Origin of the sequence: Hymenobacter sp., assembly GCF_035709525.1 — a bacterium.
GTDB lineage: Bacteria > Bacteroidota > Bacteroidia > Cytophagales > Hymenobacteraceae > Hymenobacter.
Genome location: NZ_DASTEP010000194.1, coordinates 1 through 14,149, shown reverse-complemented (window position 1 = coordinate 14,149; position 14,149 = coordinate 1). Strand labels below are relative to the sequence as shown.

Here is a 14,149-nt window from a genome sequence, read left to right as displayed (position 1 = left end):
AAGCTAGGGGCCCTGATACAGGGGTAGTTGGCTCGCGGCGGCCGGCCCGCCGGCCCGAAAAAGCCCCTTACTTGAAGCCCAAAAGCCTTGCGCGGTGAGGGTCAGCGGCCTATTTTTGTTTCTCTAACCAACGAGTAAGTTATTGATGCGGAAGTTAATTGCTATTTGTGCCCTACTCCTGAGCGCCTCGGCGGCCCAGGCCCAGACCGATAAAAACGCAGCCGTAACCAAACTACCCGGCGAAGAAAAGCTGAGCGTCCGCGAGCGGGCCGAGCGCGATTTCCTGATGCCGACCCGCCACAAGAAGATGGCCGAGGTAGCCAAAGCCACCGCGCAAATTGACCCCGAAGACGCCACCGCTTCGCCCGAGCTCGACGCCACCGCCCACTACACCGAAGCCGTCGAAGCTCGCCCCGACGAAGCAGCCGTAGCCACCCGCGCCGAGCACCGCACCGCCCTGCGCCACTATAGCCGCAGCCGCAGCGCCCGCCACCACAGCGCCGCCCGCCACACCACCAAGGCCAGCGCCCACCGCAGCACCAAAAAGGTTGCCGCGCACAAAACCAAGACGAAAACCAAAAAGGCTACCGCTACCAAAAGCCACCGCGCCACCAAGAAAACGGTAGTTAAAAGCAGCCATAAGAAGCGCCGCCGTTAGGCCGCTTTTTGGATGATAAACAAGAGAGCCCCGCCATTGCTGGCGGGGCTCTTTGCGTTTGGGTGGTGTCCAGCTGGTGTGGAGACGCATACTTCGTCTCACGTCAGACGAGCTCGTCTGACGCGAGACGCAAGTATGCGTCTCTACATCGGCCCAATGCCAGCTACCATAATCGTTCTAGTCGCGGTGAGCGGCCAGCTTTTCGTGGTGGTTGTCTTCGGCTTCCTCTACCGAGTGCGTTTCGCCGAGGTCGTTGTCTTGCTTGGCTTTCTCGGCCAGCAGGCAGTAGAACTGGTGAATGAGGTGAATTTCCTCTTCCGAAAAATCCTGGGCGTTGATGAGGCGGTTGCTGGCACCCTTAGTAGCGGCCAGCAGCTCGTTCAGCTTGAGGTGCAACACCAGTGAGTCCTTATTCTGCGCCCGCTGAATGAGAAATACCATCAAAAACGTGATGATAGTGGTGCCGGTATTGATGACCAGCTGCCAGTTTTCGGAGTACTTGAACACCGGCCCGAGCATAGCCCACACCAGCACCAGCGCCACCGCGCCCACAAACACGGGCGTCGAGCCCGAGTACTGCGTTGTTTTCTCAGCGAAGCGCCCGAACAAAGAGCGTTTAACGGAATTGGAGCCAGTAGCCATAGGTCGAGAGAAAAAAAGCGCAAAAAAATAGCGGAGCTAATACCCTGCCAAATAAGCACAACGATAATGAAGCAGGCGTGTAGCCGCCATTTTCTTTAAGAAATAATGAACCTGTATTTGCACAGAAGCAAAATGGGGGCGTACATTTGCACCCGCTTAGCCGCCTCAGCTACGCCGGCCCGCTGGCCGAATCCAAGTTGCCGATTGCCTTTTGCGCACGTGGTGAAACTGGTAGACACGCCATCTTGAGGGGGTGGTGCCTTCGGGTGTGGGAGTTCGAATCTCCCCGCGCGCACGCAAAACGAAAAAGCCCGCTGCAAAGTGGGCTTTTTTGTGTGTACCGTAAGCTTTAGCTTGCGTGGCGTGAGGACGCGCTGACCAAGCGCTACGCAAGCTAAAGCTTACGGTACATTCTCAAATGGATTGGCGGGCACTACCAGCACCACGCGCTCGCGCTCGACTACCACCTGCCCCGGCAGCGCGCCCTTGGGCTTGCGCACAAACTTCTTGGGCGTGACCGTGACCGGGCACAGCGAGTCGTGCTGCCGGCGCGAATACCAGCCCGCCAGCTGCGCCGCGTGCTCAATTACCGGCTCAGGCACCGGCTGCCCCGCCCGGTGCCGGATTACGACGTGCGAGCCCGTCACGTCCTTGGCGTGCAGCCAGAGGTCGTCTTTGTGGGCGTATTTCTGGGTCAGCAGGTCGTTGTTGGCCGCGTTGCGCCCTACCAGGATGGTAAAGCCCCGGTCCTCGAATACCTTGAAAGGTAACTCGGTGCCGGCCTTGGCGGGCGCGGCGCTGGGGTCGAGGCCGTGCTGCTTGCGCCAGGCGCGCAGGCCGCGCAGCTCATGCAAGGTGGGCTGCGTGTCCAGCTCCTCCAGTAGCTCCAGGTTTTGCAGGGCTTCCGTTTCGCGCCGGGCGATGCGCTCGCTGAGCTGGCGCTCTTCGATTTGCTGGTTTTTGGCTTTGCGGTAGAGGTTCTCGGCGGTGCGCTGGGGCTTTTCGAGCGGCTTGAGCTTGATGACGACCGGCTCGTTGGTGTAGAAGTCGATGACTTCGAGCTGCGCCGCGCCGGGCTTTATTTCGTGCAGGTGCGCCATTATCAGGTCGGCACGGTGGCGGTAGCCGGCCTCGTGGGCCAGGGCGTGCAGGCGCTGCCGCGCCATCTGGGCGCTGGTGGCGGCCTCGTCGGCGCGGCGCTCTAGCAGCTGGCGTAGCTGGCGGCGCTCGGTTTCGAGGGCGCGGTGGCCCAGGGCCAGCGGCACGAAGCGCCGCAGCGCCCCGATGGGGTCGTTGCCGGGCAGCGTTTGCAGCACGTCGCCCAGCGGCAGCAGGCTTAGGCGGGTGCGGCCGTCGAACTGGATGAGGTAGTAGTGGGCCGGGCTTTCCAGCTCGGTTAGCAGCTCCTGCGCGAGGCGCTGCTTGGTTTCGAGCGGGGCGGGGTCGTAACCGCGCTGCTCGCGCAGGTAGCGGGCCGGCAGGTCGGCCAGCGCGGGTGGCAGCTTGCCGGTGGCGCTGAGCGGGGGCGGGGCCGCGCTGGTGTCGGCGGGCGTTAGCTCCGCATCGGCCGCGTAGCGCTGGTGAAACAGCTGGGCCGGCGCGCCCGCTGCCGGCCGGAAAATAGCATTCGGGCGCGGCCCGTAGAGCTTGAAGGCGAGCGTGGCACCGTGCTCGGCAAAGGTGAGTTGCAGCACCCGGTCGTGCGGCCAGGCCACGACCTCGGCCACGGTGAGGCCTAGCAGCTCGGGTAGCAAATCCACCGAATTCTGGCGGGCGCGCTGGAACGTTTCGGGTAAAGCCAGCGCCGGGAAGGCCGCGCCCAACTGCGCTTTCAGCCAGAATTCCCGGCCTTTATCATTCAGCAAGCCAATTACCAGTTCGTCCTTTTCCTGCGAAAAGCAGCTGGCCACGCGGTAGCCCCGCAACTGCGCGGTGAGGGCGGGGGCCAGCTGGCGCAGGAAGTAGTAATTGGTGTGCATTTATTGGTTGTAAATCAAGATAAGCTCGCCTCTTGTTGTAGCTGTAGAGCCTCTTTAAAGTAACGTTCAGCGTGGCAGACATCACCCCAGGAAAAACCTGTCCAGAGTATTGCCATGAGGCCAGGTAGCGCAAGCGGAACCCAAGGTGTTGGCTTTGCCTTCGAACTCGATAACAAGATGAGGAGCGCAGCAAAAGCCAATAAGCTATAGCCAAACAAAAGCTCGCCCCAGGGCGGATGGATAATCAGCTGTATCGTAGTACCACCGGAAGCTGAGGTAGCAGAAGAAGCCCACCACTTACCCTTTACGCTGGCCTCATTAGAACGCCCCCAGCGCATGTGTGCCCGGAAGGAGTTGGTAGCTGGCACTACTTGTCCTTGGCATGGCAGATATAAAGACCCCAGCCACCAAAATAAACCGGCTGGTCGCGGGGGTACCACTTGCTGGAGCCTGTCTACTAAAACTGTGGGCGTCAGCGAAGAGCGATACGCTCGCCGTGAGTAAACCATGAGATGCATACGCAGCATTATCGCTTCAGCGCGTCGGGCATTACACCTCAATCTTCAGCCCGTCATACGCCAGCCGAATCCAGGCGGGTAGCTCGGCCTCGACCTCGCGGTGGCGGCCCAGCTGGTGGCTGATGTGGGTGAGGTAGGCGCGGCGGGGTGCCAGCTTTTCCAGTATTTCCACGGCCTGGGCCAGGGTGAAGTGCGAGATGTGCGGCTCCTTGCGCAGCGCGTTAAGCACGATGGTATCGGCCCCGCGCAGTAAATCCAGCGTTTCGGGGGCGAGGTAGTTGGCATCGGTGAGGTACACGAAGCCGCCGAGGCGGAAGCCCAGCACCGGCAGCCGGTAGTGCAGCGCCCGCAGCGGCTGCACGGCCAGGCCCAGCACGTCGAAGGGCGCGGTATCGCTTTCGATGGCGTGCACGCTCACCTGCGGCACGCCGGGGTATTTCTGCTCGGCGAAGATGTAGGCAAACTCCTGGTGCAGTTGCCGAATCACGCGCGGCTCGGCAAAGACGGGAATCTCCTGCTGCTGCCGAAAGTTGAAGGCCCGAATGTCGTCGAGGCCCGCCGTGTGGTCTTTGTGCTCGTGCGTAAACAGCACCGCATCGAGCTGCGTGATGCGGGCGCGCAGCATCTGCTGCCGAAAGTCGGGGCCCGTGTCTATCACCAGGCTGCGGCCCTCCACGGCTACGTGCACCGACACCCGCAGGCGCTGGTCGCGCGGGTCGAGCGAGCGGCACACCGCGCAGTCGCAGCCTATCATCGGCACGCCCGAAGACGTGCCGGTACCGAGAAACGTGATGGTCACGGGGAGTTATGAGTTTTAAGTTTTGAGTTATGAGTTGGAGCGTATCAGTCAGCTGCTTGGATTACGCCAAAAGCACGAAACCAGTAGATAACTCAAAACTCATAACTCAAAATTCATAACTGGCTTTAGCCCACGTACTGGCGCACCATGCGCACGAGCTCGTCGAAGTTGAGCGGCTTGGGCAGGTAGGCCGTTACGCCGGCGGCCTGGAAGTCGGCCATCGAGTAGTCGTTGGCGTTGCCGCTAATCACGATGACGGGCAGCGAGTTGATGCTGGCGTTGGCGTGGGCGCGGATGTCACGGGTGCACTGCATGCCATCCTTGATGGGGATGTTGATGTCCATGAGCACGGCATCAACCGCATTTTTTTCGAGCTGCGGCAGCACGTCGCCCCCGTTTTTGGCCAACAAAACTTTGTATTTCTGCTGCTCCAGAATCTTGCGGGTAAGGTTCGAGATAACGTTGCTGTCCTCGGCGATGAGGATGGTTTTAGAAGCGGTTTCGGCCGGCATACAATTGGGTAAGTTCGGGGTGTAAGGGCAAGCTAACGAGCAGATTAAGACGGATTAGGGAAGGTTTTCGGCGGGCACCGCTTGGGGCTCAGCCGCCATTACCACCCCCGGATACACGGCTTTGAATTGAGCAAAGTAATGTTGCAGAAGTTTAAATTCGATGGGTAGCGCCCCCACGGTTGAGCTTTTGAGCAACTGCTCGATGCGCAGCGCCTGCCCCGAAATAGCCGACAGCCCCAGCGTGGCGGCCGTGCCCTTGAGCTGGTGCATCAGCGGGTGCAGGCCTTCCCAGTTGGCGGCGGCCACGCAGGCGGCCGCCTGATTGATGAGCTCGCCGCCCTCCTGCTCAAAATCGGTGTAGAGGTCGGCCGTAAACTCGAGGCCGCCCAGCTGGCGCAGCTGCGTCAGCACTTCCACATCGAGCGTGAGCGGCTGCGGGGTAGCTGCCACCACGTTGGCGGGCGGCGGGGTGGGCGGGGCCCCCGGCAGCCAGCGCGCCAGCATGTCGGAGAGCTGCTGGTGCTTCACGGGCTTGGCCAGGTAGTCGTCGAGGCCGGCCTGCACAAAGCGCACCGCGTCGTCGGCCATCGAGTAGGCCGTCATGGCGATGATGGGCGGGCAGGTGCCGCCGAGGCGCGCCTTTATCTCGCTGGTGGCCGCGATGCCGTCGAGCCCTGGCATCTGAATATCCATTAAGATAAGCTGATACTTGGCATCGGGGGCAGTGGCGCGGGCAATGGCCTCGTAGCCGTCGCTGGCTATTTCGACCTCGCAGCCCAGCTTATCGAGCAGGCGGGCGGCTACCTTCTGGTTGATGGCGTTGTCATCGACCAGCAAAATGCGCGGGGCCGGGCCGGTAGCCGGCCGCAGCAGGGCCGGCGGCAGCTTCAGCTTGTTGTCGTCGGCCTCGTCGGGGGCGGGCAGCAGCGGGGCCGCCGCTACGCGGCAGCGAATGGTAAACCAGAATACGCTACCCTCGCCCACGCCCGAGAACACGCCGATTTCGCCGCCCAGCAGCTCGGCCAGCTCTTTGCTGATGGCCAGCCCCAGGCCCGTGCCGCCGAAGGCCTTGCTGGGCGTAGTGTCGAGCTGCGTGAAGCTGGTAAACAGCCGCACCGCATCGTCGGGCGAGATGCCGATGCCCGAGTCCTGCACCGCGAAGCGCAAGGTGTGAAAATCATCTTCCGTCGCCACCGACGACACCACCACGCTCACCGTGCCCTGCGCCGTAAACTTAATAGCGTTGGCTACCAGGTTCGACAAAATCTGGAGCAGGCGCATCTCATCGGTGATGATGTGCGGCGGCGTGTGCGAGGTGATGTGGTACGTGAAACGCAGGTTTTTCTGGCTGGCGCGGTACGAAAACAGCGAGTGAAGCCGCTCGAGCAGCCCGCGCAGCACCAGCGGCGCTTCCTGCAGGCGCAGCTTACCAGCCTGGATTTTCGACAAGTCCAGAATGTCGTTCAAAATGGTTAGCAGCGCGTCCGAGCTTTTGCGCAGCGTGTCCACGTAGTCGGCCTGCTCGGCCCCGAGGCCGGTTTGGTGCAGCAGGTCTATCATGCCAATGATGCCGTTCATGGGCGTGCGCAGCTCGTGGCTCATGTTGGCCAGAAACTGCGTTTTGGCGGCCAGGGCGGCTTCGGCTTCTTCCTTGGCGTGGCGCAGGTCGTCCTGAATCTGGCGCATCTCGGTCACGTCGCGCGCGATGCCCTCGGTGCCGCTGGCCGTGTGGCGCGAGTTAATGAGCATCGTGACGGGGCGCCCGTCCTGGTGGCGCATCTGCACCTCGTAGTTGCGCAGCTCGCCGCCGCGCTGCAGGGCCGCCGCGATGGCGGCATTTTGCTCGGGCGAGGCGTAAAATTCCTTCACCGAGTGGCCGAGCACCTCGCTGGGCTCGTAGCCCAGAATGTCGCGCACCGACGGGCTCAGGATGGTAAAGTGGCCCGCGTTGTCGGTGCGGTAGTAGATGTCCTGAAACGACTCAAAAATCGAGCGGAATTTCTCTTCCTGGGCGGCCAGGGCCAGCTGCGAGTTCTTGCTTTCGGTGATGTCCTGCGCCCGGGCCGATACCTCCTCAAACGAGCCGTCGGGCAGGTATATCGGGTTGAGGCTCACGCTCATCCACAGCGGGCGGCCCATCGAGTCGGGCGTGTTTACCTCAAACTGCTGCGGCTGGCCTTGCAGCGCCAGCCGGTAGTGCTGCGCAATAACGTCGTGCGTGCCCGGCTCGGTGGTGCCGCGCTCTACCTCAAACAGGTTGAGGCCCGGCAGGGGCAGCGCACCGTTGCGGCGGTAGTAGTTGTCGGCATAGTTGCGGTTGAACGACACCAGGTTGCCCTGCCGCGTCACGCTCCACAGCAAGTGGTTGCCACTCTCAAAAATGGCGTTCAGCCGGGCATTCTGCCGGGCCAGGTGTTCTTCCTGGCTTTTGCGGTCGATGGCCAGCGCCACCTGGCTCGATATGAAGTGCAGAATGTCGAGGTCGCTCGGCGCGTAGGTGTCAGCGCGGTCGTAGTCCTGCACGGCCAGCACCCCGATGGTGCGGTCGCCCACGCTCAGCGGGGCCACCAGCATCACCTCGGGCAGCCGCCCGAAGGCCGTAATGGCACCTTCCCGCAACAATTCCAGCAGTTCGGCCCGGCTGAAGTAGCGCGGCCGCCCCTGCTGAATCACGTACTCCGACACGCCCGACGAAAACGGCCGGCTCGCCCCCGAGTTCAGCTGCGGGTACTGGTCGATGTGGTACACAAAGCGCAGCTGCGTGCGCTGGTCGTCGCACAGGGCAATATACAGGTTGTTGGTTTCCAGTATCTTGCTCAGCTCGCGGTGAATAGCGCCGTAGAGCGCCGGCAGGTCGCGGGCCGAGATGGCCAGGTTGGCGATGCTGTAATACACCTTCTGCAACCGCTCGGCCTTGATGCGGTCGGTGATGTCGTGCAGCACCACGCGGGCGCTCAGCGGCTGCCCGGCGATGCGCACGCAGCTCACCGAGCCGATGAGGTGCACCGGCCGGCCGCTGCGCGTCATCAGCACGGTTTCGAGCTTGTTGAGCGCCTGCCCTTCGTAGAGGCGGCGCAGCTGGTGCAGCAGCTTGGCCCGGTAGTAGGGGTGCACGATGTCGGCCAGCGAGCGGTTGGCCAGCTCGCTGGCCTGGTAGCCCAGCGTTTCCTCGCCGGCTTTGTTGATGAACAAGAACGAGTTGTCGGCCTTCAGGTGCAGCACCAGGTCGTGCGAGTCATTGAAGAAATCTTGCAAATAGGCCGGCTCGTCTACCTGCTCGCTGCCGGGCAGCTCCTTCACCAGGCTCACTAGGTGGCCGGCGGCCCACAGGCCGGTCACCTGCCCTTCGGCATTGCGCAGCAGCTGCTGCTGCCAGTGCAGGTGCACTAGGCGGCCATCGCGGGCCACCAGGTCGTGGTCGTAGGAAGGCGAGTGGGTGTGCTCGCGCAGCACGTGCAGCAGCTCTTGCTGGCGCTGCTCGCGCTGGCTCAGCGGCGAAAACACCTCGTGGTAGGCGCGGCCCATCACCTCGGCGCCGGTGTAGCCGGTGAGGCGCAGCAGCGTTTCATTCGTTTCCACTATCAGCCCCTGCTGGTCGAGCAGCAGGTAGGCCAGCTGCAGCTGGTCGAGCAGCGTGGCGGCAGGTGGGGTAGTAGGCGAAGAAGATACCGGAAAACCTTGCATAAAAGCCACTAGGCAGTGTAAGTGATAAGCCAAAGCCAGCCCACCGCTTACCAAACCCTAAATTTGGGGTAGAAATTTTAATTATAGCAACTTACTTCAGCGCTTCCAATTTTTGGGCAATTTAACCACGGCAGCGCCACGGCTGCTGTTCGCCGTCACCACCGACCTCAGCTACGACCAGCGCATGCAGCGCATTTGCGGCAGCCTGGCGCGCGCCGGCTACCAGGTAGAGCTAGTAGGTTGGCAGCGAAAATCTTCCTTGCCGCTTACGCAGGAGCTTTACGCGCAGCACCGGCTGCGCGGCTGGTTTCAGCGCGGCAAGCTATTCTACCTCGAATATAACCTGCGGCTGCTCTGGTACTTGCTGGGCCAGCGCGCCGACGCCTGGGCCTGCGCCGACCTCGACGCGGCCCTGCCTACCTGGGCACGGGCCTGGCTGGGCGGGCAGCCGTTCGTGTACGACGCGCACGAGCTCTTCACCGAAGTGCCCGAGGTAGTGACGCGGCCCCGCGTGCAGCGCCTCTGGCAGTGGGTCGAAAATTTCATCGTGCCCCGCGCCCGCCTGTGCTACACGGTGGGGCCGGCGCTGGCGCGTTTGTTCGAGCAGCGGCACCCTGGTAGTGCCTTTGCCGTGGTGCGCAACGTGCCGGTAAGTTTAGTGCTTGGTGCAGAGTGCTTGGTGCCTGGTGCTCGTTTTTCACTAGGCACCAAGCACTCTGCACCAGGCACTGAATTCACCCCTCCCACCCTGCTTTACCAGGGTGCGCTCAACGTGGGCCGGGGCCTGGCCGAGCTGCTGGAAGCCATGCCGCTGGTGCCGGCCCGGCTGGTCATTTGCGGCGAGGGCGACCTCTCGGCTGCGCTGCGGGCGCAGGCCGCGCGGCTGGGCTTGCTGGCCTCAGGGCAGGTCGAGTTTAAGGGCTACGTGCTGCCGGCCGATTTGCGGCAACTCACGGCGCAGGCCACAGTGGGCATTATGCTGCTGGAAAATACCGGCCTGAGCTATTACTATTCGCTGGCTAATAAGTTCTTCGACTACGTGCAGGCGGGCATTCCGCAGCTGTGCATAGCCTTCCCCGAGTACCGCGCCCTCAATGCGCAGCACGAGGTAGCCGCCCTGGTGCCCGACCTCGCGCCCGCCACGCTGGCCGCCGCCCTGGCCCGCCTGCTGCCCGGCGGCCAGCCCGGCGACTATTACCAGCGCCTGGCCGAAAACTGCCGCCAAGCCCGGGAGGAATGGAATTGGCAGGAAGAGGAAAAGGTGCTGGTAGGGCTATATACTCAGCTATTAGCTGCTAGCTAGTGGCTTTTTCTCGAATTGCATCCTAATGAAAGCCAACAGCTAGTAGCTAAGAGCTCAAAAAATATGCTTCCCCCCGAAATACTTACCCAGCTAGCGCCCACCGCCGCCGACCCGCGCCCCGTGCTGCTAGCGCTGGCCGGCCCCACCGCCGTGGGCAAAACCGCCCTCAGCGTGGCTCTGGCCCAGCAGCTTGGCACCGAGATTATCTCGGCCGACTCGCGCCAGTTTTTCCGCGAGCTCAGCATCGGCACCGCCAAGCCCACGCCTGAGGAGATGCAGGGCGTACCGCACCATTTTATTGATTCGCACAGCATTACGCAGGACTACAGCGCCGGCCGCTTCGCGGCCGAGGCACTAGCCGTGCTCGATGGGCTATTTCAGCGCCTGCCCGTGGTTATCCTCACCGGCGGCTCGGGCCTTTACCTGCAAGCCGTGACCGATGGGCTTGACGAACTGCCCGCCGTGGATGCCGGCGTGCGTCAGCAGCTTCAGCACGAGCTGCAAACCCAGGGCCTGCCCGCCCTGGTAGCCGAGCTGGCCGCCACCGACCCCGTGGCCCACGGCCGCCTCGACCTCCAAAATCACCAGCGCGTGCTGCGCGCCCTCGAAATCACGCGCGGCACCGGGCGGCCGTTTTCCAGCTACCACACCGGCCCCGAGGCGGCGGCAGCCGCTGCGGCTGCCCGCTTGTTCCGGGTAGTGAAAGTGGCCTTGAGCCGCCCCCGCGAAGAATTATACCAGCGCATCAACCAGCGCGTGGAGGCCATGCTGGCCGCCGGCCTGCTGGCCGAGGTCGGCGGGCTGCTACCCTTCCGCGACCACCAGGCGCTGCAAACCGTGGGCTACCAGGAAATCTTCGGCTTCCTCGACGGCGACTACGACTACGCCGAGGCCGTGCGCCTCTTGCAGCGCAACACCCGCCACTACGCCAAGCGCCAGCTCACGTGGCTGCGCAGGGACGCGGGTTATCAGTGGGTTGATGTAACTCCAAGCTCCAGCTTGGAGACTCGTTGAGCGGCCGTTCGACTACCCCTGACGAATCTCCAAGCTGGAGCTTGGAGTTACACCGAAAGGATTTCCACCATCCGCATAAAGCTCTGGTTGATAACCTTGCGCTTGTGGATGGTATCGTCGAACGGGGTGTACATGAGCTTGCGGTCCACGATGCCGGCCATCACGTTTTTCATGCCGTTCATGAGGCCTTCCACGGCCGCGATGCCGAGCTGCGAAGCCAGCAGGCGGTCGGCCGCCGTGGGCGAGCCGCCGCGCTGAATGTGCCCCACGATGGTGACGCGGGTATCGAGCTGGGGCAGGGCTTCCTTCACGCGGCGGGCCACGTGGTGCACGTTACCTTCTTCCTCACCCTCGGCCACAATCACGATAAACGAGGTTTTGTGGCGCGAGTAGCTGCTTTGCAGTGTCTCAATGACGGCCTCCACGCTCATGGCCGTTTCGGGCACCATCACGATTTCGGCCCCGCCACCGATGGCGCACGGAATGGCGATGTAGCCCGAGTCGCGGCCCATCACCTCCACAAAAAAGCAGCGGTCGTGCGAGTCGGCCGTGTCCCGGATTTTGTCGATGGCCTCCAGCGCCGTATTCACGGCCGTGTCGTAGCCGATGGTGTAGTCGGTGCCGTAGAGGTCGTTGTCGATGGTGCCCGGCGCGCCCACGGTCGGGATGCCAAACTCCTGCTCGAAGATGGTGGCGCCCGTAAACGTGCCGTTGCCGCCGATGGCCACCAGGCCCTCGATGCCGTGGTTAACCAGCTGGTCGAACGCCAGTTGACGGCCTTCCTTGGTCATGAATTTCTGCGAGCGGGCCGATTTCAGAATCGTGCCGCCGCGCTGCACCGTGTTGGCCACCGAGGCCGAGTCGAGGCGCACAAACTCGCCCTTAATCATGCCGCTGTAGCCGCGCATGATGCCGTACACTTCGATTCCGTGGTACACCGCCGCCCGCACCACAGCGCGCACGCAGGCATTCATGCCGGGCGCATCGCCGCCGCTGGTAAATACTCCGATTCGCTTCATAAAACGAGTTACTTAAGTAAGCGCCGCCCGGCCAAGAAGCCAGCGGCTGCCGCCGTTAAGTCCGCAAAGGTCGTAGCTGCGGGGCAGTAATAGGGTAGGGCCGAGGTTTTTTTAACTTACGTTTTTGTGAAATCTGCGTATAGGGGGCAAATTAAGCGGGGTAAAGTCCTAGCTTTTGCGGCTTTTCCTGCTTACTTTTCGCCTACTTCCCACCCGGCCCGCTGGCCGTATCTCTCCACCTCTTTTCTACCAATCCCATGTTTGGTTTTTTCGAAAATGAGCAGGCCAAAAAAATCAAAGGCCACTTGTGCAACCTCGCCGCCCTCGCCAAAGCCGACGGCCACATTGACGACCGCGAGCTGAATTTCATCATCACCGTGGGCAAGAAAAACGGCGTGTCGGCCAGCGAAGTCCGCAAGCTCGTGTCGGGCGATACCAGCTGCGTATCCGACCTGCCGCACAACGACTCCGACCGTTTCGACCAGATTTTTGACCTCGTGGACATGATGCTCGCCGACGGCATCGTGGACGAAACCGAGATGGATTTCTGCATCATGATGGCCGAGAAGCTGGGCTTCCGCAAAGCCATTGTGGGTGTGCTGGTGCGCAAAATCTCGCAGGGTGTAAAAGATGCCATCCCGCGCGAGCGCATCAAGGAAGAAAGCCTGTCGTTCCTGAATTATAATAATATCCCGCAGCACTAGACCACGGCTTAAAGCGGATTTTGTAGACGTCAAAAGGCCACCCCTCGGGTGGCCTTTTTGGTAAGCGCGCTAACTCGCTAATAAGGATACCGCCTACAAAATCCGCGTAATCCGAAAAATCCGCTTTAATCCGTGGTTCGGACAGCCCGCAGCAGCCCCGCCAACGCGGCGTCAATTTCGGCCTCCGTAATAGTGAGCGGCGGCGCGATGCGCAACGAGTTGTCGCAGAATAAAAACCAGTCGGTGAGGATGCCTTCCTCGGCCAGCGCCCGGTCGATAATTGGCTTGAGCACGTCGAACGATTCAAACTCCACGGCCATGAGCAGGCCGCAGTTGCGCACCTCTTTGATGGCCGGGTGGCGCAGGCCGGCCCGCAGCCGGGCGGCCTTGGCGGCTACGCCGGCCAGCAGGTTTTCTTCCTGAATAACCCGCAGCGTGGCCAGCGCCGCCGCGCAGCTCACCGGGTGCCCGCCGAAGGTAGTGCAGTGCCCCAGGATGGGATTGGTCTGGAAGCCCACCATGATTTCGGGCGACGATATGAACGCCCCGATGGGCATCCCGCCGCCCATACCCTTGGCGCATACCAAGATGTCGGGTATCACGCCAAACTGCTCGAATGCCCACTGCGTGCCTGTGCGCCCAAAGCCGCACTGAATCTCATCCAGAATGAGCAGCGCGCCGACCTCGGTGCAGCGCTGCCGCACGGCGGGCAGGTAGCCGGGCTGCGGCAGGCGCACACCGGCTTCGCCCTGCACGGTTTCGAGGATGACGGCGGCCGTGTTTTCGGTGATTAAGGCTAAATCGGCCAGCTCGTTGTAGCGCAGGTGCGTGACATCGGGCAGCAACGGCCGGTAGCTGTTCTTGAAGCCCTCGGAGCCGGTGATGGACAGCGCGCCGTGCGTGGAGCCGTGGTAGGAGTTGAAAGCCGAAATCAGCCCCGTGCGGCCCGTGTGGCGCTTAGCCAATTTAAGCGCACCCTCAACGGCTTCGGCCCCCGAATTGGTGAAGTACACCGTATCGAGCGGGGCGGGCAGGGTAACGGCCAGCGCGTGGGCCAGCCGGGCGGGCGGCGCCTGCACCAACTCGCCGTATACCATGAGGTGCAGGTATTTATCAATCTGCTCCTGAATGGCTTGCAGCACGCGCGGGTGGCGGTGCCCCACGTTGCTGACACCGATGCCGGAAATCAAATCAAGGATGGGCCGGCCTTCGGGCGTGTACATGTACACGCCCTCGGCCCGCTCGATTTCCAGCAAAAGTGGAAACCCGGAGGTCTGGGCCTGGTGGCGCAGAAAAAGCTGGCGGGGGGTAAGCATA

Annotated in this window: 11 protein-coding genes and 1 tRNA gene; 5 read left to right on the top strand and 7 right to left on the bottom strand. The window is 62.3% G+C overall.

What is annotated here, in order from left to right:
- Nucleotides 1-145 precede the first annotated feature (145 nt).
- On the top strand, nucleotides 146-658 hold the full coding sequence (locus VFO93_RS17285) for a hypothetical protein (protein ID WP_325135628.1): 513 nt from the start codon (nucleotides 146-148) through the stop codon (nucleotides 656-658).
- 177 nt (nucleotides 659-835) lie between these two features.
- Here VFO93_RS17285 and VFO93_RS17280 read toward each other — a convergent pair whose 3' ends face one another.
- Nucleotides 836-1,300 (bottom strand): low affinity iron permease family protein, encoded by a 465-nt coding sequence (locus VFO93_RS17280; protein ID WP_325135627.1) that lies wholly within the window; start codon nucleotides 1,298-1,300, stop codon nucleotides 836-838.
- A 213-nt stretch (nucleotides 1,301-1,513) separates the two neighbouring features.
- On the opposite strand from VFO93_RS17280, the gene VFO93_RS17275 reads away from it, so the two are divergent.
- Nucleotides 1,514-1,595: transfer RNA gene (locus tag VFO93_RS17275), tRNA-Leu, on the top strand.
- Between the two features lie 106 nt (nucleotides 1,596-1,701).
- Here VFO93_RS17275 and VFO93_RS17270 read toward each other — a convergent pair.
- The 4 genes from VFO93_RS17270 to VFO93_RS17255 form a co-directional block, all read right to left on the bottom strand.
- Nucleotides 1,702-3,279, bottom strand: coding sequence for an NFACT RNA binding domain-containing protein (locus tag VFO93_RS17270; RefSeq protein ID WP_325135626.1), 1,578 nt, complete (start codon nucleotides 3,277-3,279; stop codon nucleotides 1,702-1,704).
- A 549-nt stretch (nucleotides 3,280-3,828) separates the two neighbouring features.
- On the bottom strand, nucleotides 3,829-4,596 hold the full coding sequence (locus VFO93_RS17265) for an MBL fold metallo-hydrolase (protein WP_325135625.1): 768 nt from the start codon (nucleotides 4,594-4,596) through the stop codon (nucleotides 3,829-3,831).
- Nucleotides 4,597-4,721: 125 nt separating this feature from the next.
- Nucleotides 4,722-5,108 carry a response regulator gene (locus tag VFO93_RS17260; RefSeq protein WP_325135624.1) on the bottom strand — a complete coding sequence of 129 codons (387 nt, stop codon included), beginning with the start codon at nucleotides 5,106-5,108 and terminating at the stop codon, nucleotides 4,722-4,724.
- Nucleotides 5,109-5,162: 54 nt separating this feature from the next.
- On the bottom strand, nucleotides 5,163-8,792 hold the full coding sequence (locus VFO93_RS17255) for a PAS domain S-box protein (protein ID WP_325135623.1): 3,630 nt from the start codon (nucleotides 8,790-8,792) through the stop codon (nucleotides 5,163-5,165).
- 112 nt (nucleotides 8,793-8,904) lie between these two features.
- Here VFO93_RS17255 and VFO93_RS17250 point away from each other — a divergent pair, with 112 nt between their 5' ends.
- Nucleotides 8,905-10,095: a glycosyltransferase gene (locus VFO93_RS17250; protein WP_325135622.1), complete on the top strand. Its 1,191-nt coding sequence runs from the start codon at nucleotides 8,905-8,907 to the stop codon at nucleotides 10,093-10,095.
- A gap of 63 nt (nucleotides 10,096-10,158) precedes the next feature.
- Nucleotides 10,159-11,109 carry a tRNA (adenosine(37)-N6)-dimethylallyltransferase MiaA gene (gene miaA, locus VFO93_RS17245; RefSeq protein ID WP_325135621.1) on the top strand — a complete coding sequence of 317 codons (951 nt, stop codon included), beginning with the start codon at nucleotides 10,159-10,161 and terminating at the stop codon, nucleotides 11,107-11,109.
- 47 nt (nucleotides 11,110-11,156) lie between these two features.
- On the opposite strand, the gene pfkA is transcribed toward miaA, so the two are convergent.
- On the bottom strand, nucleotides 11,157-12,128 hold the full coding sequence (gene pfkA / locus VFO93_RS17240; protein WP_325135620.1) for a 6-phosphofructokinase: 972 nt from the start codon (nucleotides 12,126-12,128) through the stop codon (nucleotides 11,157-11,159).
- A 257-nt stretch (nucleotides 12,129-12,385) separates the two neighbouring features.
- On the opposite strand from pfkA, the gene VFO93_RS17235 reads away from it, so the two are divergent.
- Complete coding sequence (locus tag VFO93_RS17235; protein WP_325135619.1) at nucleotides 12,386-12,832, top strand: TerB family tellurite resistance protein; 447 nt, start codon at nucleotides 12,386-12,388, stop codon at nucleotides 12,830-12,832.
- Nucleotides 12,833-12,957: 125 nt separating this feature from the next.
- Here the strand turns inward: VFO93_RS17235 and VFO93_RS17230 are convergent, their stop codons facing one another.
- The gene (locus VFO93_RS17230; RefSeq protein WP_325135618.1) at nucleotides 12,958-14,148 is read right to left on the bottom strand and encodes an aspartate aminotransferase family protein; all 1,191 of its coding nucleotides are present in this window, start codon (nucleotides 14,146-14,148) and stop codon (nucleotides 12,958-12,960) included.
- Between the last annotated feature and the right edge of the window lies 1 nt (nucleotide 14,149).

Excerpts from the sequence above, each read along its gene's own strand:
- VFO93_RS17285 (WP_325135628.1), top strand. The coding sequence starts at position 146 with ATGCGGAAGTTAATTGCTATTTGTGCCCTACTCCTGAGCGCCTCGGCG.
- VFO93_RS17255 (WP_325135623.1), bottom strand. The coding sequence starts at position 8,792 with ATGCAAGGTTTTCCGGTATCTTCTTCGCCTACTACCCCACCTGCCGCC.
- VFO93_RS17280 (WP_325135627.1), bottom strand. The coding sequence starts at position 1,300 with ATGGCTACTGGCTCCAATTCCGTTAAACGCTCTTTGTTCGGGCGCTTC.
- VFO93_RS17270 (WP_325135626.1), bottom strand. The coding sequence starts at position 3,279 with ATGCACACCAATTACTACTTCCTGCGCCAGCTGGCCCCCGCCCTCACC.
- VFO93_RS17260 (WP_325135624.1), bottom strand. The coding sequence starts at position 5,108 with ATGCCGGCCGAAACCGCTTCTAAAACCATCCTCATCGCCGAGGACAGC.
- VFO93_RS17235 (WP_325135619.1), top strand. The coding sequence starts at position 12,386 with ATGTTTGGTTTTTTCGAAAATGAGCAGGCCAAAAAAATCAAAGGCCAC.
- pfkA (WP_325135620.1), bottom strand. The coding sequence starts at position 12,128 with ATGAAGCGAATCGGAGTATTTACCAGCGGCGGCGATGCGCCCGGCATG.
- miaA (WP_325135621.1), top strand. The coding sequence starts at position 10,159 with ATGCTTCCCCCCGAAATACTTACCCAGCTAGCGCCCACCGCCGCCGAC.
- VFO93_RS17230 (WP_325135618.1), bottom strand. The coding sequence starts at position 14,148 with ATGCTTACCCCCCGCCAGCTTTTTCTGCGCCACCAGGCCCAGACCTCC.